Source organism: Streptomyces sp. NPDC006261 (assembly GCF_040613515.1).
In the GTDB taxonomy this organism is placed as follows: Bacteria; Actinomycetota; Actinomycetes; order Streptomycetales; family Streptomycetaceae; genus Streptomyces.
Genome location: NZ_JBEXSI010000059.1, coordinates 1 through 21083, shown reverse-complemented (window position 1 = coordinate 21083; position 21083 = coordinate 1). Strand labels below are relative to the sequence as shown.

The following is a 21083-nucleotide window of genomic DNA, read 5'->3' as shown; positions in this document are numbered from 1 at the left end:
CAGCCGTGCGGCGGGGCTGGGCGTGGTCGATGCGTCGGTACGGGGAGGGGCCGCCCGGCCGGGGCCGGGCTGAGGTGCTACAGGAGAGGCGTTTCGGGGTCGAGGCCGAGCAGGACCCGCCCGTGCAGTTCGAGGTTGGTGCTGAGCAGCAGGAAGCCGTGGAGCGAGAAGCCCTCGACGTCACGGAAGAAGCGCTGGAGCGGGACGCTCCGCTGGATGACCGAGGCGCCGCTGGTCCGGTAGAGGATCTCGACGGCTTCCTTGGCGAGCTGTACGGCGTAGGCGCCCTGGCCGCGGATGGCGGCCTTCTCCTCCAGCGTCGGCTGCTCGCCGGCGTCGGCGCGGTCCTGGAGGACCTTCAGCCAGCCGGCCTCCAGCCCCTTCGCCGCGGCGATCTTGTTCGCCGCCTCCGCCACGTTGATCTGGGTCAGCGGGTGGAGCGCCTGGTTCTCCCAGGAGGTGTAGGCGATGGCCCGGCCCGGGATGCGGTCCAGGAAAAGCTCCAGAGCACCTTGGGCGGTGCCGAGGAAGGTGGCCACGGTCTCGGCCATGACGAAGGCGAAGAGCCCGTAGTTGCGGCCGTTGGCACCGGTGTTGGAGCGGTCCGGGGTGACGTTCCAGATCGCCTCGCCGAAGTCGACGACGCGGTGCGCGGGGACGAAGACGTCCTCGGCGGTGCTGGTCGAGCTGCCGGTGCCGGAGGCGGAGGAGGTGTGCCAGTCGTCGGCGATGGTGAACTCGGACATCGGCACGATCGCGATGACCTCGGTGTGCGTACCGTCGGGGCCCTCCAGGACCGTGGCGGCGATGTTCCAGTCGGCGCCGCGGCAGCCGGTGTTGAAGCGCCAGGAGCCGTTGAGGACGTAGCCGCCCTCGGTGGGCGTGAGCGAGCCGGTGGGGGTGAAGCCGCCGGAGACGCGTACGGACGGGTCGGCGAAGACCTCCTCCTGGGCGCGGTCGGAGAAGAGCGTGGCCAGCCAGGTGCTGGAGACCCAGACCGAGGCGACCCAGCCGGTGGAGGGACAGCCGCGGGCGATCTCGGCCAGAATTTTCGTCTGCTCGGCGACCGGCAGGTCGAGCCCGCCGAACCGGCTCGGGGTGGCGATGCGGAACACTCCGCTCTTCTCCAGCAGGTCGATGTTCTCCTGCGGGATCCAGCGCTGTTCCTCGGCCTGTCGGCCGTTCTCGCGGAGCTTGGGAAGGATGTCCTGGACGGCGTTCACGACGGCGTTGGCGTCGAAGGCTGCGGTGGTCACCACGTCTCCTTGTTCTGGTCCGGGTTATGAGGTCGCGACGGGGTGCCGCGCAGGGCGCGGGTCGCCGGCGGGGCGTCTCGGAAGGCCGGCGGCACGACGTCGGCCGGCGCCCTGGAGGGGTCCTGGTGAGCGCTTTCGCGTCACTGGAGGGGTATGGGAGCACGCTAACGGGGTGTCCCGAACCGGCTGCGCATCGTGCGGTAACGGGCCGCCCACTGCCCTTGGGTGGCTGGTGGGCGACGGTGGCGAGGGCCGGTCAGCCGGCGATCGCGGTGGTGTGCACGGGAGCGATGACGGCGCCCGGGTGGCGGTCGGCGCGCCGCCGCAGCGGCACGGGCGCTTCGAGGCCGGACTGGCCGAGGATCTGCGACTGGAGCTGCTGCAGCTCCGGCGAGGGCACGAGGCCCAGTTCGCGTTTGAGGATGTGGTAGAGGTTCTGGTACGCCTCCAGCGCCTCGGCCCGGCGGCCGGAGCGGTGGAGCGCGGTGATGAGCTGTCCGTGGAGCCACTCGTGGAGCGGGTGGTTGCTGACGAGTGACCGCAGCTCCGGGAGGAACTCCCGGTGCCTGCCGAGCCGGAGCTCGGTCTCGGCACGCAACTCCATCGCCCGTATGCGCAGTTCGTCGATCCGCGCCACCTGGCCGCACAGCACCTCCCCGACCGGTACGTTGCTGAGTGCGGGGCCGCGCCACAGGGCCAGGGCCTCCTTCAGCCCCTCCGCGGCCCGCTGCGGGTCACCGCTGTCGAGGCGCGCCTGGGCCTGCTGGACCAGGCGTTCGAAGCGGCAGACGTCCACCTCCTCGTCCGCGACGTCGAGGCGGTAGCCGGGGGCCTGGGTGACCAGCAACTGCCGTTCCGGCGGGACGATCCCGAGACTGCCGAGCATCCGGCGCGCGTGGTAGATGTGCGTCTGCAGCGTCCTGGCCGCCCCAGCCGGGGCCCCCTGGCCCCAGAGCTCCTTCACCAGAGTGCCCATCGCCACCGGCTCTCGGGGTCTCAGCGCGAGGACCGCCAGTAGCTGACAGAGCTTGGGTGCGTTGGGAGCGAAGGTCTCGCCCTCGTCGGTGACTATGCCGAAGGGTCCGATGAGACTGAACTGCACTACGCACACTCCTGTTTCCTGGCCGGTTCCCGGCGTGCATCGAGGGGGGTTGGTGTGGCGTATCGAAGGTAGAAAGAAATGCCGGCGCGCGGGGCGGCCAGGCCCCGAGAATGTCAAGTTACCGGACGGTAAGTAGGTTCGCGCGAGGTCAGTCGGCACCCGAGGTGCGCATCGGCCAGGCAGCGATGCAGTGGGCGACCGACGCCAGAGTGACGTGCCGGTGCCATCCCTGGTACGACCGACCGGCGAAGTCGGTCATCCCCACACTCTCCGAGATCGCGTCGAAGTCCCGCTTCACCACGGCCGGGAGGCGGGTGAGCGCCAGCACCTGCGGCAGTGCGGAGGGCGGCGACCCGGTAAGCCAGAGCCTGCCGCCGGCGCGGCCGTCCCCTGCCCACTCGCCCACCAGGAACAGTCCGCCGCCGCCCGGCATCGCGGGCCGGTGCCGACCGACGACGGGGATGGCGGCGGCCAGCGTGGGGCCGTCGCCGAGGTTCACCGCCCGCCGGAGGTGGGTCAGGGTCTTCACCAGCTCGCCGGCGGTGCGCTCGCGCCCGCCGTACAGCGGCAACCTGCTCGGATCCAGGCGCAGTTGCTCCATCGGATCGACCCGTACGAGGAAGGGCAGCTGGAGCGTGGCCAGATGGCGGGCCAGTCCGACGGAGTCGGCCAGCTCGGCGTCGACGACGACCGGAATGCGGGGCACCTCCCGGGTCTCCACCACATCGTCCACCGCTCCGCGGACGCAGGCGTCCAGGTCGGCGGCGGCCGCGCCCTCGGGGACACCGGCCTGCCGCCGCGAACGGGCCTCCATCCAGCGCTCGGAGAGGAGCAGACGCCAGCCGACGGGCAGGGCCGAGCGGTCGGAGGTGAGCCAGACCCCGGCCGCGTGCTGGCCGTTGACGGCCTGGCCGAGCCGCGGAACGTAATGCTCGTCGACACCGATCGTGCTGTTGCCCGCCTTCGGGATCATCGTCGGCCGGATCACCCAGGCGAGCGGCGAGAACGCCTCGTGCACACACCGCGCCAGGGCCCGGCGCACCGGCATCCACTCCCACGGGGAGGAGGCGATGAAGTGGTGGACGCTCTGCTGTGCCGCCTCGCCACCGAACTGCGCGGCCACATTGCGCAGCGTCTTGCGTCCCGGCCGCATGAGCAGGCCGCAGACGTACTGCTCCGCCTTGTAGCGCTGCTCCTTGCGGCGCAGGGACGCGAACAGCAGCGAGGCGAACTCGCCGCAGAACTGATCGGATGCCGGAGGCGTCAGAGTGCCCGCGACGCCCGAATGAGAAGCTTTCCCGCCCATGTCATCCCCCCAAATGTGGACGGCGACCGCAGCCACGGCCGCACTTCGGTCTCCTTTCGGTCCCGCCCCCGCCAGGGAAGAGACCCGTTGTCCGGTTCTGAACGACCTCTCCACCGCCTTCGATCCGCCTCGTCAGCCTGCGGGGAACCCTCCTGACGGCAGGACAGGTCCACGAAGTCGCCGGGCCAGACACGGAGAACAAGGCAAAGATCGCCCCAAAAACCGGACGCTAGGCATCTTAGACAAAGTGAAGATCGAGTCCACTCCCGAACTCGCGGTCACCCGTCCGCGCGGGCACGGTGACCACGCGGGAGACCAGCCGATGGCCGATATGAAGCCGTCAACCGGTCCGCCCCTACGTCATTCGGCTCCCACGCCCTGGACGGTGGAAGAGTCGATCGCCGCCAGAAGGCGTTCGGCCCGGTACGGTGACGTGTCCAGACGGGCGAGCACCCCGCTCGTGGCGATACTCGGCAGGATGAGCTCGTACAGGCTGGAGATCTCGTCCGGCAGGGCGCAATCGGGCATCACCTCGGTGATCAGCAGGACGCCGGTCCACGCACCCACGAGCAGGCGCGACGTCTCCGCGGTGTCGACATGCGGCAGCAACTCCCCTTTCTCCCTGGCCTCGTCGAGCAGCCGCTGGCCCACCGTCACCCAGTCCGGCCACCGGGTGCCGAACAGACCGCGCGACAAAGGGTCGACCGAGAGCCGCACCGAGGCCTGCAACAAGGGTTCACGGGGGACCCGGTGAGCGAGGAGAAGAGCGATGTCCACCCATTCCTGCAGCTTGAAGGTCTGTGGCTGGAGTCCCTCCAGCGTCACGGCCTCGTCCAGGACCGCGCGGGCCAGCTGCTCCTTCGTAGCGAAGTGGAAGTAAAGACCGCCACGTGTGAGGTCGACCCGCTCCAGCAGCGCACCGATGGTCGCCGCCTCGTACCCCACCTCGTTGAACAGCTCGGAGGCCGCCACCAGGACGGATCTACGGGTGCGTACCGCGCGTTCCTGCTTCACCACGCATGCCTCCATACGACATCTTGACCAGTGCTTTACGTCACATTTACTCGAGGTTGAAACCGACCGGAGGGCCGGTACTTTACAAGCTCAGCTCACAAGCTCCGCGCATGGACCTGGGGGAACCTTGCACAAGCGCTGTGAACGTCATCGGCCTGCCCTGGACCGGATGGACCAGCTCCGCGCCTATACCCACCTGCACCACGGCCCGTCGATCCTCGTCACCGACTGGGGCCGGGTCTCCGAGCACCGTGTCGACCTCACCACCCACTGGCCCGCGGCCCACGAGAAGTCGCCGTACGATCCACGGCTGCTGACGCAGACCATCAGACAGACCGGACTGCTCGTCGGGCACGCGGAGCGGAACGTACCGCTCACCCACCAGACCCTGCTCCACCATCTCAACTTTACGATCCGGCCCGGTTTTCGGCTGCCGCACGGCACGTGCGCGCGGATGGACGTCGAGGTCACGCTGACCGACGGCGCGGGCCGCAAGCCCGCCGGCCAGAACCTGGCCCTGGACTTCCGTATCTCGCACCAGGGCGAGACCGTGGTGCGGGCGGACTCCGTCTTCGGCTGGGTGTCACCGGCCGCCTACCGACGCCTGCGCGGTGACCACCTCACCGTCGACTGGGGCCGCTGGCCGGTGCCGCCGCCCGTGGAACCGGCCGTCGTCGGCCGACCCTCCGCCGACGACGTGATGCTCTCGGCCACGGACGATCCGCGGCGCTGGCAGCTCCGGAACGACGCGGAGAACCTGCTGCTGTTCGACCACCCGGTCGACCATGTCCCCGGCCTCACCTTGCTGGAGGCCGCGCAGCAGGCCGCACACGCCACGGTGGTCCCGGGAACGTTCGAGCCCACCGGGGTCGGGGTCGTCTACCAGCAGTACGTCGAGTTCGACCGGCCCAGCTGGGTCGTGGCCGGCACTCCTACCGTCCGGCCGGACGGCGAGGTCTCCCTCGTCGTCACCGGTGTGCAGGACGACCGGGACGCCTTCCGCGCCACGTTCACCGGCCGGGTGGGCTGACCGGCATCAGAACGCCGACCGGGACCGGAGTGACGGGGCCGCCCGCCGCTCCGGACCCGGCGAGCACGACTCACTGGTTGACGAACCCGCCGTCGACCGGGACCACCGCGCCGGTGAGGAAGGGGCAGCGGTCGCTCAGCAGCCAGGCCGCCGCCTGCGCGATCTCCTCAGGATCCGCCGTCCTGGCCTGCGGCGTCAGGGAGTTGACGTGATCCTCCAGGCCGGGGTTGCGGTCGAACCAGTCCGCGGTGATCTCGCTGCGCGTAGTTCCGGGAGCGATGGCGTTGACCCGGATGCCCTGCTTGGCGTATTCGTCCGCCGCGGCGCGGGTGAAGCCGACGACCGCGTGCTTGGAGGCGATGTACGGCGCCGCGGCGGGAATGGCCACCAGCCCGGCGACACTGCTGTTGTTGACGATACTGCCGCTGCCGTTCGGCAGCATGGCCGCTATCTCATGGCGCAGACAGTTCCACACGCCACGGACATTGATGTCCATGACGGAGTCGTACACATCGTCCTGCATGAGATGGAGAGGAGTCCGGTCGCCCCCTCTTCCCGCATTGTTGAAAGCGGAATCGAGACGTCCGTATTCACTCAGGACGAAATCCACCGCCGCCGCGACCTGCTCCGGCTTGGTGATGTCGGTGACGACGTACGACGCTTCCGATCCCTTGCTCCGCAATTCGTCGGTCAGCGCCGACAGATGGCCCTCTCTCCGTGCCGCGAGCACGACGGTGGCGCCTTCCCGGGAGAAGACACGCGCGGCCGCCGCACCGATTCCACTGCTGGCACCCGTGATGAGGACGACTTTTCCGAGAAGGAGGTCACTGGTCATGGGCCGGATTCTGGCAGAGACTCACCCGGACACGCCTGTGATCCAGGTCACGTGCGTTTTTCCGGCGGTATCCGGAATCAAGGGTTCGCGTACCGCCTCTCCCATAGCCCGCAGCACGTCGGCCGGTTTCCGGTCCGGCCGCTCGGACCACGTCGGCTCCATGAGCAGCAGCGCGGCGCACTCCAGGAGCACGGCGGGGACCAGCGCCTCCAGGCGAGCGGGCAGCGGCGGATGCGGCGGGAGCGAACTGCGCGGGTCCGCCGGTCCGGCAGGGGCCAGGGATCTGGCGAGGATGTGGCGGGCGCGGCGGTGGAGGGCGGCCAGCAGAGCGGCGTCCGTACGCTCCGGCGCGCCGAGCGCCGTCGGCAGAGAGGCCTCGAAGCGTCGCATCACCGCTGCGGCGAAGGGGTCGCGCGGACCCTCTCCGTCCGGTGCGGTACGGCGGCGGGTATGCACGACCGACCGGTTGAGGCCCTCGTTGAGGGCTTCCATGAACCACTGGCCCATGGCGGCCTCCGGGCCGTTCATGACTCGTCGGCGGACCCGGTCCCCTGGAACGCCCCGTCGAAGAAGAGCAGTCCGGGTCCTTCGGGGCTCCTGCTCGCGTTGACCACCTCTCCGAGGAATATCGAGTGGTCACCGGATTCATGAATCTCGGTCAGTTCGCATTCCAGCCAGGCGAGCGCACCGTGCAGCAGGGGTGCCTCACTGACCGCACCCGGTTCCCAGGCGAGTTGCTGGAACTGCTCCGGTCCGAGAGGGCGCCGCTTGTCGGCGAAATAGCGGGCCAGATCCTCCTGGTCCGCACCGAGTACGGATACGGCGAACCGCTTCTGCGAGGTCAGCGCCTGGTGCATCACCGCACTGCGGGCGATACAGCACAGCACGGTCGGCGGTTCGAGTGATACGGAGGTGAAAGCGTTGGCGGTCATGCCGTGAATATCGTCGCCGCCGACACTCAGCACGATGACGCCCGTGGCGAAACGCGCCATCGATTCCCGCAAGGAGGACGGTGCCATCGAGATTCGGTTGGCAATCTTGTCACTGGATACAGAAATCATGCCGAACCCTTCAGGAGATTGGTGCTCAGAACATAGAGCGGAGAGATCCCTGACCACTCATTTACGGGTAACCCCCCGCCCAGCGCGGCGGGGAGGACGCTCAGCCGCCGACGGGTGGATGCCGGCCCCAGATCTCGCGCAGCGCGTCGCAGACCTCGCCGACGGTGGCGCCCGCGGCCAGGACTTCCTTCATCGGGTGGAGGACGTTGCCGTGCCCGGCGGCCCCGGTCCGCAGCCGGTCCAGGCCCGTCCGTACGCGCCGCCCGTCCCGCCAGGCGCGCAGCTTGGCGAGGCGCTCGGTCTGCCGGGCGGCGACGGCGGGATCGGCGGGGCGGCCCGGCCCGGGCCGGGTCGCGGGGGGCCGGACGGCTTGCTCACGCCAGAAGCCGTCCTCGATCGCGGCCACCGCTCCTCCCGCTTCCGCGATCTCGCGGAGCAGCGCGCGGGCGGCCCACTCGATGTCGTGGGCCATCGAGTCGACGATGTCCGGGCCGCCGCTCGCATCGGCCCGGGCGGGCCGCGGCTCCGCGCCGCGCCGACGCGTCAGCCGAAGCGGTGGCGCCCCGGTGGCGTGTGACCCCGGCAGCTCCGTCGCCGTCCCGGCCCAGATCCGGCGGGCGGCCCGTACCGCGGCGGCCTCCTCGACGAGCGTGGAGCGGGCCGCGAAGGAGAAGGAGAGCCGGGACGCGGCCACCTCCGCCGGCGTGCCCGTCGCCACGGCGGCGCGTACGTACGCGGCCCCGTTCGCCACCATCAAGGCGACCTCCCCGGCCGCGGACGCGCCCGCAGCCGCCGCCTGCTCTCCGGAGACCGAGATGGCCGTCCACCGGGGAAGGGCCGATCCGCAGTACGCCAGGGTGTCGGCGACGAGCCGGAGCGAGGGGCCGGGCGGGAAGATGCCGCCGCCGCCGAGGTACTCCCCCAGGATGTCGTTGTCCATCGCGCCGCGCAGGTGCTCTCCGGCCACGCCCTGTTCCTCCGCCGCCAGTTGGAGGAGCAGCACGAGGACGGCGGCCGGTGCGCCGGCCGCCAGGTACGTCGACACGCGAGCCAGCGGGACTCCGCCGAAGAGGACGCGCATGTCGTCCAGCGAGTCGACCGCGACACCGCCGCCGCCTGCCTGCCCGCGCGCGTCCGGCGCGTCCGAGTCGGACCCGCGCCGGGTCGGCGGATCGAAGGCGACCGCCAGCTCACGGACGCCGTCGGCGACCAGCCGCCGGTGCCGTGCCCCGGCCTCCACGGGCGACCCGGAACCGGTGGGCCCACGGGCCGCCCCTGCCCGTACCGGTGAGGCCGGCGCCGGCACGCCCGGCAGGAGCGGAGGCAGGCGGGACCTGGCGGGGTAGGTTCGGCGACCGGCACCACGGGGTTCCCGGGCGGCCGCGGCCGGCCGCTCCGTCTCGTACCCCATCTGTCCACCTCCTGCTCGGCTGTGCATGGGATCGTCGCCCGGGCCGGACGTACGAGGACGTACGGGCCGAACGCTCGGGCACCGGCGCCCCGGACGCACGTACAGGTCCTGCGTGCGTCTCGGACGCCCGGATGACGTACGGGCGTCCGAGGCGCACGCCCCTCAGTGCGCCGACGGCCCGCCGACGATCGCGGTTCGTTCGCGGGCGGCCGCCCGGAGGAATTCCACCAACTGCCTGCTGGTCGTGGTCTCCTCGGTCCGGCCCAGCGTCACGGTGGTCGCGTGGCTCCGGCCGCCGGCCCAGGCGGGGCGGCGCAGGAGCAGTTCGGGGCCGGCGGAGGCGACGACGAACAGCGGGGCCGAGGCGCCGGACTCGGCCAGCTCCTCCACGACGTCCAGCACGTCCGAGCCCGCGCGGTGCAGGTCGTCGATGCACAGCACGACCGGCAGGTGCTGCGCCGCCGCCTGGAAGAAGTCACGCCAGGCGGCCAGGATCCGTGGAGCGGACACGTCGGCGGGCACCGCACCGGGCCGTGCGTCCAGCAAGGGCGTGAGGCCGGCCAGCACCCGTGAGCCGCTGCGTTCGGATCGGAAGAGGTGGCGGACCCGGGCGGTGAGGGCGGACCGGGCGGAGTCGGGTCCGTCGCCGGGCCGGATGCCGCAGTAGGCCACCAGGACCTGCGCCTGCGCTCTCAGCGGGTGGTCGGTGGGAGCGGCCGGCGTACGGCCTGTCAGTACGGTGACCGGGCCGGGCCGGGCGGCCAGCCGGACCCCGAACTCCCGCAGCAGGCGGCTCTTGCCTGAGCCGGACTCCCCGAGCACCGTGACCAGGTGCGGGATCTCCCGGTCCTGGCTGCGCTTGACCAGCCCGCAGAGGAGGTCCAGTTCGTACGCCGTGCCGGGGTCCTCGGCGCCCGCCTCCCGGCCGCTCGTCCGGCGGCCGACCGCGAGCCAGACGGCCGGCCGGCCCTCGGCCCTCCGGTAGACGACGGCGTTCTCGGTGGCGCGCCGCACCTCCTCGGCGACCATGACATGGCCGTCGGGCAGGCCCGCCAGCAGCGACTGCGACTCGTCCAGCACCGCGCCGACGGGCGTGGGCGCGTCGTTCCGGCCCGAGTAGCGGAGCAGCACCTCGCCCGCCGTCGCCGCGGCCTGCACCGACAGCGGCGGCCGGTCCGGCTCGGACCCGCACGGCACGTCCAGTACGTCACGGATCGCGAGCGCCGCCGCCACGGCCTGCCCGGCACCGCCCTCCTCGGGACCGTCCAGCCCGAACAGGGCCTGGGTGAGCGAGCCCATGGAGGCGGTCACCGTGCCTCCGTACCGCTCGATCTGCTCCCTGACAACGGTGGCCGCCGCGTCCAGGAGCGTGTCGACGCAGCCGTCCAACGGTGAGGTGAGGCGGGTGCGGACGGACAGGACGCTCACCAGGCGGCGCTGGATGCCCGGCGCCGTCTCCTCGCTGCGCCGGATGGCATCCGCTTCCTGCACCGCCACCTCCGCACCGGCCGGAGCGGCTTCGGACGTACCCGGCTCCGCCGCCCGTATCCGTACCGGCTGCGGGCGGGCCGATGGCGCCGCCGAGGGGCTCGCGTCCAAGGACAGCAACGGGTCCTGGGTGAGGATCGCGCGCTGCAACTGCTGGAGCTGCTGGCCCGGTTCCAGCCCGAGGTTCTCGATCAGCAGCGACCGCACGCGGCTGAAGGCGCTCAGCGCGTCCGCCTGGCGGCCGCAGCGGTACAGCGCCATCATCAGCTGGCCGCACGTCCGCTCCCGCAGCGGCTCGGCCGCCACCATGGACTCCAGCTCCGCGAGCACGGCGTGGTGCCGGCCGCACAGGAGCTGGGCGTCGAAGTAGTCCTCCGTCACGTCCAGCCGGGTCTTGCGGAGCGAGTCGAGCTCCGGCCAGTCGATACCGGCCTCGACCAGGTCCGCCAGTGCGGAGCCGCGCCAGAGGTCCAGGGCGTCGCGCAGCAGGACCGCCGCCTCGGCCGGAGCGCCCTGGTCGCGCTTCTCACGGCCCTGGCCGACCCACTGGTTGAACCGGTGCAGGTCGACCTCGTCGGGGGCCACGCGCATCATGTAGCCGGGCGGGCGGGTCAGGAGCATCGCGTCGTCGGCGGCGTCCTGCGGTGAGGGTGCGAGGACTCCGCGGAGCCCGTACACGGCGTTCTGGAGGATCTTGCGCGCGGTCGTCGGCGCGTTCTCGTCCGGCCAGAGCGCGTTGAGCAGGCGGCTCGTGGGGACCACGCGGTTCGCCTGGAGGAGCAGGAAACCCAGGGTGCCGCGCTGTTTGGTGCCCCTGAGCTCCACCGGCTCCCCGTCGCGGAGAACTTCCAGTGGTCCCAGTACCCGAAATTCCATGTCTCCCCCATCCGAACGCTTCCGACGGCCCGGCGGCGGGGACGCGGCGGTGACGCCGCGTCTCCTGTCTGCCAGGTTCGGCCTCCATGCTGCGTTGCCGTGGTCCAACCGCTCACAAAGCTGGGACAAAGCAGCCCGGAACAGATCGTTCCGGACCGCCTCGGGAGCGGGCCGTCGTGCGGGAGGAGCCGGCCGGGTCTCAGCCGCCGAAGAAGCGCGCCTCGTCGCCGTCGCGCAGGACGGAGCAGACGTCCCGCAGCCCCGTCTCCAACTGCGCGATCTCCTCGTCCGCCAGCTGGACGGACGGCTCCAGGCGGAGCGTGTTGACCGCGCTGCCGGTCGGGAAGAGGCGCACGGAGTGGGCGCGCAGCAGGTAGCCGGCGACGGCGTAGCCGAGGAAGCCGGAGCGGGCCAGCTCCTGGATGTTCCCGGTGGCGGAGTCCGTCCGGTCCTGGAACTCCACGCCCAGCATCAGCCCGGCGCCGCGCACCTCCTTCAGTACGTCGGGGAAGTCGGCGCGCACCGCGTCGATCCGGGTGCGCAGGGCCTGGCCGCGCTCCTTCACGGCGCCGTAGAGCCGGCCGCCGTCGGCCTCCAGCAGCTCCAGCGTCCTGAGCGCGATCTGGCTGGAGAACGCGTCCTTGGCGAAGGTCGAGCTGTGGACCAGCTCGAACTCCTTGCGGTAGCGGGACCCTCGGATCAGCGCCACGGAGGTCTTGGCGACGCCGCCGCCCAGGCTCTTGGCCAGCGTGTAGTAGTCGCCGCGCAGGCCGATGAGCGAGCTGGCCAGGAAGGCGCCGGAGCGGCCCATGCCGCTCTGGATCTCGTCGACGATCACCGGGCAGTCGATGGCGTCGCAGGCCTCCCTGACCGCCTCGGCGAACTCGCGGGTGAGGACGTTGATCCCGCCCTCGCCCTGGATCGGTTCGAGGACGAAGGCGCAGAAGACCGGGTACTCCCGCTCGACCACGGTGATCCGGCCGTCCGCGACAGCCAGATCGAGCAGGACCCGCCGCTCGGCCTCGATGGTCTTGCGGATGGCGTCGGGCTGGTCGAGCGGGAGGAAGCGGGCCTGCGCCGCGAGCGCCTTGAACGGGACGCGGAAGCCCGCGTTGTGGGTGAGCTGCACGCTGCCGACGAGCTTGCCGTGGAAGGCGCCTTCGGGAGCGAGGAAAAGGGGGGCCTCGGCGAGCCGCAGCGCGTTGAACCGGCCGACGTGCGCGATGAGTTCCTCCGCGTCACGGACAGGGTCGCCGGAGGCGCCGGTGCCGAACCGCGCGTGGGCCGTGTCCGCCGGCACCGCGAGCCCTTCCCGTACCTGGGACCGTGCGTACGCGAGGTGCTCGTCGATCTCCTCGGTCAGCGCCGCCAGCTTGAGCGTGCGGTCCAGCTCGGCGTGTTTGACCGCCGCCTCGACCGCTTCGGCGCCGCTGTTGGCGAAGATCGCGAAGTAGTGCTCGTCCTCGCCGAGTTCACGGCGCAGTACGGTGTTGAGCGCGGCGGCCAGCCGGTTGGCGTGCGGGGCCCGGGAGAACTGCGCGTGGATGGGGAGCTGGGCGCTGAGCAGCTCCTGGGCGCGGGCGACGATCTCGGGGTGGTTGTGGCCCAGGATGAGCGATCCGAAGCCGCCGACGAAGTCGAGGACGGGGATTTCGCGGCCCTCCTCGTCGAGCCGGTGGATCGTGTTGCCCTCGGCCCTGACGTACTCGACGTCGAGGCCGACGGCGGCCAGGATTTCGGCGAGGTGCGGTTCGGCGAGTCCGGCTTCGGGGGCTGCGGTGTTCATGTCGACTCCCTTGTGTTCGCGGGACGTTGACGCCCCGGCGGTTCGGTTGTGGTGCGGGTGCGCGCCCGAAGCGGCGCACGACGGAGCAGGGGCACGGCCGTCCGTCGCCGGTCGGCCGTGCCCCTGTCGCTCGGCTGGGGGTGGCGGTTTCTCCACCCCGGCGGGTCAGGCGCCGCCGAAGCCCTCCTCGTCCTGGCGCCGCAGGACGCCGGCCACGGCGCGCAGGGCCGTCTCCAGCTGGGCGATGTCCTCGTCGCTGACGTAGATGGACGGCTCGAACCGGAAGGTGTGCAGGGCGCTCGCCGTGGTGAACGTACGGATGCCGTGGTTGCGCAGGAGGTATCCGGCGACGGCGAATCCGATCATGCCGTGCTGGGTCTGCTCGCGGATGACCTCGGAGCTGGCCTCCGACTGGTCGTGGAACTCCAGCCCGAGCATCAGGCCGGCGCCGCGCACCTCCTTGACGACGTCGGGGAAGTCGTCGCGGACCGCTTCGAGCGCCGAGCGCAGCTTGTTGCCGCGCTCCTCGGCCGCACGGTAGGCCTGTCCCCCGTCGGCCTCCAGCAGCTCGACCACCTTGAGGGCGATGAGCGAGGAGATGCTGTCCTTGCCGAAGGTGGAGCTGTGGATGGTCTCGAAACCGTGCTGGTAACGGCCCTCGCGGACCAGCACCACACCGGTCTTGGAGATGCCGCCGGCCAGGCTCTTGGCCAGGATGATGTAGTCGCCGCGCAGGCCGATGTGCGAGGCGGCGAAGAAGGCACCGGAGCGGCCGCTGCCGCTCTGGATCTCATCGGAGACGACCGGGCAGCCGAGTTCGGCGGAGACCTCCTGGATCGTGCGGGCGAACTCCGCGCTGAGCGGCCTGATGCCGGCCTCGCCGCGGATCGGCTCCAGGAAGAAGGCGCCGAAGACCGGGAAGTCACGCTCGACGACGGTGACCGTGCCGTCGTCGGTGACGAGGTCGAGCACCGGGACCCGCTCGTCGCTGACGATCTTGGCCAGCGCGTCGGGCTGGTCGGCCGGGACGAACCGGGCCTGCGCGGAGAGCGACTTGAACGGCGTACGGAACATCTCGTTGTGCGTGAGCTGGATGCTGCTCGCCAGCTTGCCGTGGAAGGAGCCCTCGATGGTGAGGAAGAGCGGCTGGGTGCCGGCGGCCGCCTCGTTGCGCCGCTCGATCTCCGCGGCCAACTCGTCGAAGCCGGTGCCCGCCGCGACGCCGGCCTGCCCGTAGGCGTCGGCCGACACCTGCGCGGCGCCCGAGGCCACGGCCGTACGGGCGGTGTCGATGTTGGCCGCCACGCCGGCGAGGAGATCCTTGGCGCGCTCCAAGCGGTCGTACTCCGCGTGCTTGATGGCGATCTCGACGGCCTCGGCACCGGAGTTGCCGAAGAGCGCGAAGTAGGGCTCGTCCGTGTTCAGCTCACGCTGGATGATCTTGTTGAGCGCGATCGCGAGGTCGTTGGTGTGCGAGTGCCGGGCCAGCTGCGTGTGGACCGGGATCTGCGAGTCCAGGATCTCCTTGGCCCGCTGGGCGATCTCGGGGTTGTTGTGGCCGAGCATGAGGGAGCCGAAGCCGCAGGCGTAGTCCACGACCCGTCGCTCACGGCCCTCGGCGTCGGTGTAGTGGAGAGCGTTGCCCTCGGCCCGGGTGTACTCGATGTCGAGTCCGAACGGAGAGAGCATCTGTCGCACATTGGCGTCGGCGAGCACGGGCGCGGCGACTTCAGTCATTTCGTCCCCAGATTTCGTTCGATGTCGGTTCGGTGGACCAGCCGGCGGCCGAGAACGGCGCCGGTGACGGGCCGCGCGCGCTGCCCGTGGTGGTGGCGGCTCCGGTCGCGGGCGGACACCGCCGGTGCGGCGGGGCCGGCGCCTGCCGATGGGACGTCCCGGAAGCCTCTGCGAGGCCGGAGCGTGTCCCGATCCGCCGGACACACCCTAGGGACGGCCCCTCATCAGCCGGTCACTGAACGGTCTGCGGGACGGCGGCGGGGCTCAGCCGTCGTCCGCGGCGAGGGCCTGCTCGGGAGTGAGCGCGCGGCCGCGGCGGTACGCGGCCTGGTAGGCGCCCTCGTCGAGGTGGAGCCGTACGGCCGCCGCGATGCGGTCGACGTCACCGCGTTCGGCCTTCGGCAGCGGCATGCCGACCGATGCGCGGGCCCCTTCGGCCGCGCCGAGCAGCAGCGCCGCGTACGCCGGCCGTCCGGCCAGTGCGTGGGCTCCGGCCAGTCCTTCGAGTGCGAGCGCCATGGCGCGGGCGTCGCCGGTGATACGGGCGGAGGCCCAGCCGTCCAGATGGAGGCGCAGGGCGCCTACCGAGTCGCCGCGCTGTTCGGCGATGAAGCCGAGTTCGGCCAGGACCAGGGCACGGCCGGGCTCGAAGGCCATGGTGGACTGCCACTCCAGCGCGTGGAGCATATGGACCTCGGCGGTGTCGAACCGGCCCTCGCGGCGAGCGCCGAGGCCGAGGCCGATCTCGGCGTGGATCTCACCCGGTTTGAAGCTGTGTTCGGCCGCCAGGCGCATCGCCCGCTGATGGTACGCGCGCGCCTTCTCGTGGTCGCCGGTGAGCATGGCGGTGCTGCCGAGGCCGGTGAGCCGGTCGGCGGCCTCCGGCCAGAGCCCGAGATCCTCGGCCATCCGCAGCCCCTCCTGGTGGAGTTCAGCCGCGCGCTCGTAGTCGCCGGCCATCTCGGCCAGCGAGGCGAGCGGCTCGACGGTCTGCAACTGGCCCCATCCGTCAGCCAGTTCGGCGAAGAGTTCGGCGCTGCGGTGGCCGTCGCGCGCCAACCGGTCCAGATCGCCGCGGACATGGGCCTGGTTGGCCCGTACGCTCAGTGCCGCGGCGGTGCCCCAGGTCTCGCCGAGCGCCTGAAACCCTTCCAGCGCCTCCTCGATCAGCTCCTCGCTGGTGGCCTGGTCGCCGACGCCGAAGAGGGCGAACCCGAAGAACCACTGGGCCCTGGCCCGCTCGCGCCGGTCGGTGATGTCACGCGAGAGCTCCTCGGCGACCCGTCGGTAGTGCATCCGGTCGGTGCCTTCGCCGACGAGGACGGCGAACCCGGCCCGCCACGCCCGCGCCTGGGCCCGCAGGGACGCCGCCGTGTCCTGGCCCGGCTCGGTGCCGCCCGGCTTGGCCACGGCGAGCGCCGCCTCCAGGGACCGGCCCGCCTCGCGGAGCCGGCCGCGCAGGAACCAGTACCAGGTCAGCGCGTTGACCAGGCGCAGCGCCTCCTCGGCTCCGCCGTGCCGGGCCGCGTCCTCCAGCACCCGGCGGATGTTGGCGGTCTCGGCGTCCAGCGCGCGCAGCCGGCGCCGCTGGTCGGGCCCGTGGATCGTCACAGCGGTGCGCTCGGCCAGCTCCGTGTAGTACCGGCGGTGGCGGCGGTGCACCTCGTCACTCTCGCCGGCCTCGTCCAGCCGGGCCAGACCGTACTGCGCGACGGATTCCAGGAGCCGGTAGCGCGGCTCGTCGCCGCTGTCGGCCATCACGACCAGCGAGCGGTCCACCAGCCGGGCCAGCAGGTCCAGGACGTCGTCCCCGTCCACACCCGGCCCGGCGCAGACGGTCTCCGCCGCCTCCAGCGTGCATCCCTCGGCGTGCACGGCGAGCCGGCGCAGGACGGCCCGCTCTGGCGCGCCGAGCAGGTCCCAACTCCAGTCGATCATCGCCCGGAGGGTCTGCTGGCGCGGTGGTGCGCCGCGGTAGCCGGTGGCGAGGAGGCGGAAGCGGTCGTCGAGCCGGGTGACCAGGCCCCGTACGCCGAGAGCGCGGACGCGGGTGGCGGCCAGTTCGAGAGCGAGCGGGATGCCGTCGAGCCGGCGGCAGATCACCGCCACGTCCCGGGCGTTGGCCGCGTCGAGCGCGAAGCCGGGTGAGGCGGCGGCGGCGCGGGCGACGAACAGTTCGACGGCGCTGGAGCGTGCCGCGTCCTCGAATCCGGCCTCCAGCGCAGCCTCGGGCACGTCCAGCGGAGGCACGGCCCAGACCACCTCGCCGAGCGCTCCGAAGGGTTCCTGGCTCGTGGCCAGGATGCGCAGGCCCGGCGCGCGCTTGAGCAGCAGGGCCGCCAGCTCGGCGACCGCGTCGACGATGTGCTCGCAGTTGTCCAGGAGCAGCAGGAGGCTCTTGTTGGCGAGGGCCTTGGCGAGGCTTCCGGCGGGTGAGGAGGGGCCGGGCGCGCCGGGAGCGGCGGTCGCCGCGTCCTCGCGGATGCCGAGCACGGTCATGACGGCCTCCGCCACTGGGTCCACCGCGTTCGCGCTGCCGGCACGGCCGAGCGCGGCCAGCTCGACCAGCCAGGCGCCGTCCGGGAAGCCGTCGGCGAGCTGGGCGGCGGTCTCCAGCGCGAGGCGGGTCTTGCCGACGCCTCCGGAGCCGGTCAGCGTCACATGGCGGGCGGTGGCGAGATGGCCCTTGACCTCGGCCACCGCGTCGCCGCGGCCCACCAGTTCGGTGAGCGGGGCGGGCAGGTTGGTGGCGGGGCGGCGCGGCGGGGCCGGGGCGGCGGGGGTGGTGAGCCGGGTGTCCTGTTCCAGCATCGCCTGGTGGAGGGCGGTGAGTTCGGGGCCGGGATCCAGGCCGAGTTCGTCGGCGAGCCGGGTCCGCAGCTCCTGGTAGCCGGCGAGCGCCTCGCCCGCCCGCCCGGCGGCGTACAACGCGCGCATGTGGAGGGAGCGGAGCCGCTCCCGCAGCGGGTGGCGTACGACGAGTTCGGTCAGCTCGCCCGCCACCTCGAAGTGCTCGCCGAGGTCGATCCGGGCCTCGGCGAGCTCCTCAGCGGCACAGAGGCGGGCCTCCTCCAAGCGGGTGATGACCGGACGGGCGAAGTCGGCGTCCTCGAAGCCGGAGAACGGGGCGCCGCGCCACAGGCCGAGCGCCTCGGTCAGCAGGGCCGCACGGGCGCGCGGCGTGTCGGCGGCCCTGGCCCGTACCACCAGGGCCTGGAACCGGCCCATGTCGACGCTGCCGGCCTCCGTACGCAGCAGATAGCCGTCGTCGCGCAGGGCCAGCAGCTCGCGGCCGCCCGTCTCCGCGTCGCCGAACACCTTCCGCAGCTGCCAGACCTTGGTCTGGAGGGCGGCGCCGGGGTTGCCGGGCAGCTCGCGCTCGCCCCACACCTCGTCGACGAGCCGGTCGGCCGAGACCGGGTGGCCCTCGTGGGAGAGCAGGGCGGCGAGGAGCGTCCTGGTCTTGACTCCGGGCACGGTGAGCAGGCTGCCGTCCGCCTTCCACACGGCCAGTGGCCCCAGCACCCCGAATCGCATGGGCGCCACCGTAACGCAGCGCCGCGGGGTGTGGGGAGCCGGTCGTGAGCGGGTGGTGAGCCGGCCGTGAGTGCTCCGCCGCACGCTGGGACCTGTCCACCACCGCCGGCGGCAGGCCGGCCCAGCGCGGGAGCGTCCGATGTCCGACAACAGCCGTCTGCGGTTGGCGATCATCATCGGCAGCACGCGCCGGGGCCGCTTCGGTCCGACCGTCGCCCGGTGGTTCACCGGACAGGCGCGGCGGCGCCGGGAACTCGACGTCGATCTGATCGACCTGGCCGAGGCCCGGCTGCCCGACACACTCGGCGACGAGTGCGAGGAGCTGCCCCGGCCGGTGGCCGCGCTGGCTCCACGGCTCGCGGCTGCGGACGCCTTCGTGGTGGTGACCCCGGAGTACAACCGGAGTTTCCCCGCCCCGCTCAAGACGGCCATCGACTGGTACCTCGACGAGTGGAAGGCCAAGCCTGTGGCGTTCCTGTCCTACGGCGGGCCCTCGGGCGGTCTCCACGCGGCCGAGCAGCTGCGCAGCGCCTTCACCGAGGTGCACGCCGTGGCCATCCGCGACGGCATCAGCATCCCGAACTACTGGGACGAGTTCGACGCCGACGGCGCGTGGCCGAAGACGTCCACGAGCTTCGCGGCCTCGGTCAAGGCGACGCTCGACCAGCTCATCTGGTGGGCGCGGCTGCTCCACCACGCCCGGGACGTACACCCGTACGACTCCTGAGCCCTCGGGGCCTCCACGGCCCCCTTCTCTTCCCTGCTCCCCTGCCCCGGACCAGCCAGGGCGCGGACGATCGACGAACCTTGGAGGGTTCCCCCATGACCACAGAATCCCAGGCCTCCGCGGAGCTGAGGGCCGGGCCACGGGAGTGGCTCGGGCTCTTCGTGCTCACCCTTCCCACGATCCTGCTGGCGCTCGACGCCACCGTGCTGAACCTCGCGGTGCCGTCGATCAGCGCGGACCTCAAGCCCAGCAGCACGCAGCTGCTGTGGAGCGTGGACATCTACGGCTTCATGATCGCCGGTTTCCTGGTGACCATGGGCACGCTCGGTGACCGCATCGGCCGCCGCAAGCTGCTCATGATCGGTGCCCTCGGCTTCGGCATCGCCTCGGTCATCGCGGCGAAGGCCACCAGCCCGGAGATGCTGATCGCGGCGCGCGCGCTGCTCGGTATCACCGGCGCCACACTGATGCCCTCGACGCTGGCCCTGATCAGCAACATGTTCCGGGACGCCCGGCAGCGCGGTGTCGCCATCAGTGTCTGGGTCACCTGCTTCTCCGTCGGTATCGCCGTGGGCCCGGTCCTGGGTGGTGCGCTGCTGGAGTGGTTCTGGTGGGGCTCGGTCTTCCTGCTCGCCGTCCCGGTGATGGTGGTGCTCCTGATCGTCACGCCGATCCTGCTGCCGGAGTACAAGGACCCCGACGCAGGCCGCCTGGACCTGGCGAGTGTCGTGCTCTCCCTGGTCACCGTGCTGCCGGTGATCTACGGCATCAAGCGGCTGGCCGAGCACGGACCGGGCGCCCTGGCGATCGGCACGCTCCTGGTCGGTCTCCTCTTCGGCGTGGTCTTCGTCCTGCGTCAGCGCAAGCTGGCCGACCCGCTGCTGGACCTGAGTCTCTTCTCCAACCGCGCCTTCAGCACCGCCCTGCTGGTGCTGACCCTCGGCCTCGGTCTGATGGGCGGGCTCTACCTCTTCATCACGCAGTACCTCCAGCTGGTGGAGGGCCTCACCCCGATGAAGGCGGGCCTGTGGCTGCTGCCGGCGGCCGGCGCGCTGATCATCGCCTCCTCGCTGACGCCCGCCGTCGCCCAGCGCGTCCGACCCGGTTACGTCGTCGGCGGCTCGCTGTTCCTGTCGGTGCTCGGATACATCCTGATCAGCCTGGCGGACTCCACCGGCGGGCTGCCGCTGCTGGTGATCGGCTTCGTCCTCATCTACACCGGCATCAGCCCGATGATGGTGCTCGGTACGGACCTGGTCGTCGGCTCGGCGCCGCCGGAGCGGGCCGGTTCGGCCGCGGCCATGTCGGAGACCGGCATGGAGTTCGGTATCGCGCTCGGTATCGCCGGTCTCGGCAGTGTCGTCACCGCCGTGTACCGGGAGGACATCGGCGCCGCGCTCTCCTCGGACCTGCCCGCATCGGCGGCGGACACGGCGCGTGACACGCTCGCCGGTGCCGACACGGTGGCCGGGGAGCTGGGCGGCCCGGCGGGTACGGAACTGCTGGACGCGGCGCGTGAGGCGTTCACCAGCGGTCTGAACCTCGCGTCCGGCATCGCTGCCGTCATCGTGGCCGGGCTGGCCATCGCGGCGATCGTGCTGCTGCGCCACGTGCCGGCGGGCGGGGACTCCGAGGAGGAGGCCGCCGGCCCGGACGAGACCGACGGGCCGAACGCGACCACCGGTGCCGCCCTGGCGAACGTGCCCGCCGCCGCGGGCGACGGCCGCTGATCCACCGCAACGACGCGAAGGCCCGGCCGGAAATCCACTCGGCCGGGTCTTCCCGCGCGTGTGTGTGCCGGGGCCGCTCCCGTACGTCATACACGCGGCCGCCGTCGTACCCGCGGCGCTGCGGTCCTGGCCCGCGGCGGACGGCTCGATCGCGGCGAACACCGACCGCGCCCGCCGCACCGCGGGC

General features: G+C 71.8%; 15 protein-coding genes. 3 read left to right on the top strand and 12 right to left on the bottom strand.

The window, feature by feature from the left end; all coding sequences use genetic code 11:
* Positions 1–77: 77 nt before the first annotated feature.
* From ABZ154_RS28995 to ABZ154_RS28980, 4 genes are all read right to left on the bottom strand, one after another.
* Positions 78–1256, bottom strand: a complete 1179-nt coding sequence (locus ABZ154_RS28995) for an acyl-CoA dehydrogenase family protein (RefSeq protein ID WP_356837330.1) — start codon at positions 1254–1256, stop codon at positions 78–80.
* Between the two features lie 256 nt (positions 1257–1512).
* Positions 1513–2358 (bottom strand): AfsR/SARP family transcriptional regulator, encoded by an 846-nt coding sequence (locus ABZ154_RS28990; protein ID WP_356837329.1) that lies wholly within the window; start codon positions 2356–2358, stop codon positions 1513–1515.
* Between the two features lie 148 nt (positions 2359–2506).
* On the bottom strand, positions 2507–3664 hold the full coding sequence (locus tag ABZ154_RS28985) for a transposase (RefSeq protein ID WP_356837328.1): 1158 nt from the start codon (positions 3662–3664) through the stop codon (positions 2507–2509).
* Positions 3665–4024: 360 nt separating this feature from the next.
* The gene (locus ABZ154_RS28980) at positions 4025–4681 is read right to left on the bottom strand and encodes a ScbR family autoregulator-binding transcription factor (RefSeq protein ID WP_356837327.1); all 657 of its coding nucleotides are present in this window, start codon (positions 4679–4681) and stop codon (positions 4025–4027) included.
* 166 nt (positions 4682–4847) lie between these two features.
* Here ABZ154_RS28980 and ABZ154_RS28975 point away from each other — a divergent pair, with 166 nt between their 5' ends.
* Complete coding sequence (locus ABZ154_RS28975) at positions 4848–5708, top strand: ScbA/BarX family gamma-butyrolactone biosynthesis protein (protein WP_356837326.1); 861 nt, start codon at positions 4848–4850, stop codon at positions 5706–5708.
* Positions 5709–5778: 70 nt separating this feature from the next.
* On the opposite strand, the gene ABZ154_RS28970 is transcribed toward ABZ154_RS28975, so the two are convergent.
* From ABZ154_RS28970 to ABZ154_RS28935, 8 genes are all read right to left on the bottom strand, one after another.
* A complete protein-coding gene (locus ABZ154_RS28970; protein WP_356837325.1) occupies positions 5779–6543 on the bottom strand; it encodes a glucose 1-dehydrogenase in 765 nt (254 codons plus the stop codon).
* A gap of 21 nt (positions 6544–6564) precedes the next feature.
* Entirely contained in the window at positions 6565–7071 is a 507-nt protein-coding gene (locus ABZ154_RS28965) for a hypothetical protein (RefSeq protein ID WP_356837324.1), read from the bottom strand.
* Complete coding sequence (locus ABZ154_RS28960; RefSeq protein WP_356837344.1) at positions 7068–7535, bottom strand: flavin reductase family protein; 468 nt, start codon at positions 7533–7535, stop codon at positions 7068–7070. The genes ABZ154_RS28965 and ABZ154_RS28960 overlap by 4 nt, the downstream gene beginning before the upstream one ends.
* A gap of 169 nt (positions 7536–7704) precedes the next feature.
* Positions 7705–8910, bottom strand: coding sequence for a methylmalonyl-CoA mutase family protein (locus tag ABZ154_RS28955; RefSeq protein WP_356837343.1), 1206 nt, complete (start codon positions 8908–8910; stop codon positions 7705–7707).
* Positions 8911–9177: 267 nt separating this feature from the next.
* Complete coding sequence (locus ABZ154_RS28950; RefSeq protein WP_356837323.1) at positions 9178–11379, bottom strand: BTAD domain-containing putative transcriptional regulator; 2202 nt, start codon at positions 11377–11379, stop codon at positions 9178–9180.
* Between the two features lie 199 nt (positions 11380–11578).
* Positions 11579–13165, bottom strand: a complete 1587-nt coding sequence (locus ABZ154_RS28945) for an aminotransferase class III-fold pyridoxal phosphate-dependent enzyme (RefSeq protein ID WP_356837322.1) — start codon at positions 13163–13165, stop codon at positions 11579–11581.
* A 165-nt stretch (positions 13166–13330) separates the two neighbouring features.
* Complete coding sequence (locus ABZ154_RS28940) at positions 13331–14902, bottom strand: aminotransferase class III-fold pyridoxal phosphate-dependent enzyme (protein ID WP_356837321.1); 1572 nt, start codon at positions 14900–14902, stop codon at positions 13331–13333.
* A gap of 264 nt (positions 14903–15166) precedes the next feature.
* Positions 15167–18439: a BTAD domain-containing putative transcriptional regulator gene (locus tag ABZ154_RS28935; protein ID WP_356837320.1), complete on the bottom strand. Its 3273-nt coding sequence runs from the start codon at positions 18437–18439 to the stop codon at positions 15167–15169.
* Positions 18440–18578: 139 nt separating this feature from the next.
* On the opposite strand from ABZ154_RS28935, the gene ABZ154_RS28930 reads away from it, so the two are divergent.
* Positions 18579–19166, top strand: coding sequence for an NAD(P)H-dependent oxidoreductase (locus tag ABZ154_RS28930; RefSeq protein WP_356837319.1), 588 nt, complete (start codon positions 18579–18581; stop codon positions 19164–19166).
* 95 nt (positions 19167–19261) lie between these two features.
* The gene (locus ABZ154_RS28925) at positions 19262–20896 is read left to right on the top strand and encodes an MFS transporter (RefSeq protein ID WP_356837318.1); all 1635 of its coding nucleotides are present in this window, start codon (positions 19262–19264) and stop codon (positions 20894–20896) included.
* The last annotated feature ends 187 nt before the right edge of the window (positions 20897–21083 follow it).

Bases quoted from the DNA above. Each gene is read 5' to 3' on its own strand.
- ABZ154_RS28985 (WP_356837328.1), bottom strand. From the start codon at position 3,664: ATGGGCGGGAAAGCTTCTCATTCGGGCGTCGCGGGCACTCTGACGCCT.
- ABZ154_RS28975 (WP_356837326.1), top strand. From the start codon at position 4,848: ATGGACCAGCTCCGCGCCTATACCCACCTGCACCACGGCCCGTCGATC.
- ABZ154_RS28970 (WP_356837325.1), bottom strand. From the start codon at position 6,543: ATGACCAGTGACCTCCTTCTCGGAAAAGTCGTCCTCATCACGGGTGCC.
- ABZ154_RS28965 (WP_356837324.1), bottom strand. From the start codon at position 7,071: ATGAACGGCCCGGAGGCCGCCATGGGCCAGTGGTTCATGGAAGCCCTC.
- ABZ154_RS28960 (WP_356837344.1), bottom strand. From the start codon at position 7,535: ATGGCGCGTTTCGCCACGGGCGTCATCGTGCTGAGTGTCGGCGGCGAC.
- ABZ154_RS28950 (WP_356837323.1), bottom strand. From the start codon at position 11,379: ATGGAATTTCGGGTACTGGGACCACTGGAAGTTCTCCGCGACGGGGAG.
- ABZ154_RS28945 (WP_356837322.1), bottom strand. From the start codon at position 13,165: ATGAACACCGCAGCCCCCGAAGCCGGACTCGCCGAACCGCACCTCGCC.
- ABZ154_RS28940 (WP_356837321.1), bottom strand. From the start codon at position 14,902: ATGACTGAAGTCGCCGCGCCCGTGCTCGCCGACGCCAATGTGCGACAG.
- ABZ154_RS28935 (WP_356837320.1), bottom strand. From the start codon at position 18,439: ATGCGATTCGGGGTGCTGGGGCCACTGGCCGTGTGGAAGGCGGACGGC.
- ABZ154_RS28930 (WP_356837319.1), top strand. From the start codon at position 18,579: ATGTCCGACAACAGCCGTCTGCGGTTGGCGATCATCATCGGCAGCACG.
- ABZ154_RS28925 (WP_356837318.1), top strand. From the start codon at position 19,262: ATGACCACAGAATCCCAGGCCTCCGCGGAGCTGAGGGCCGGGCCACGG.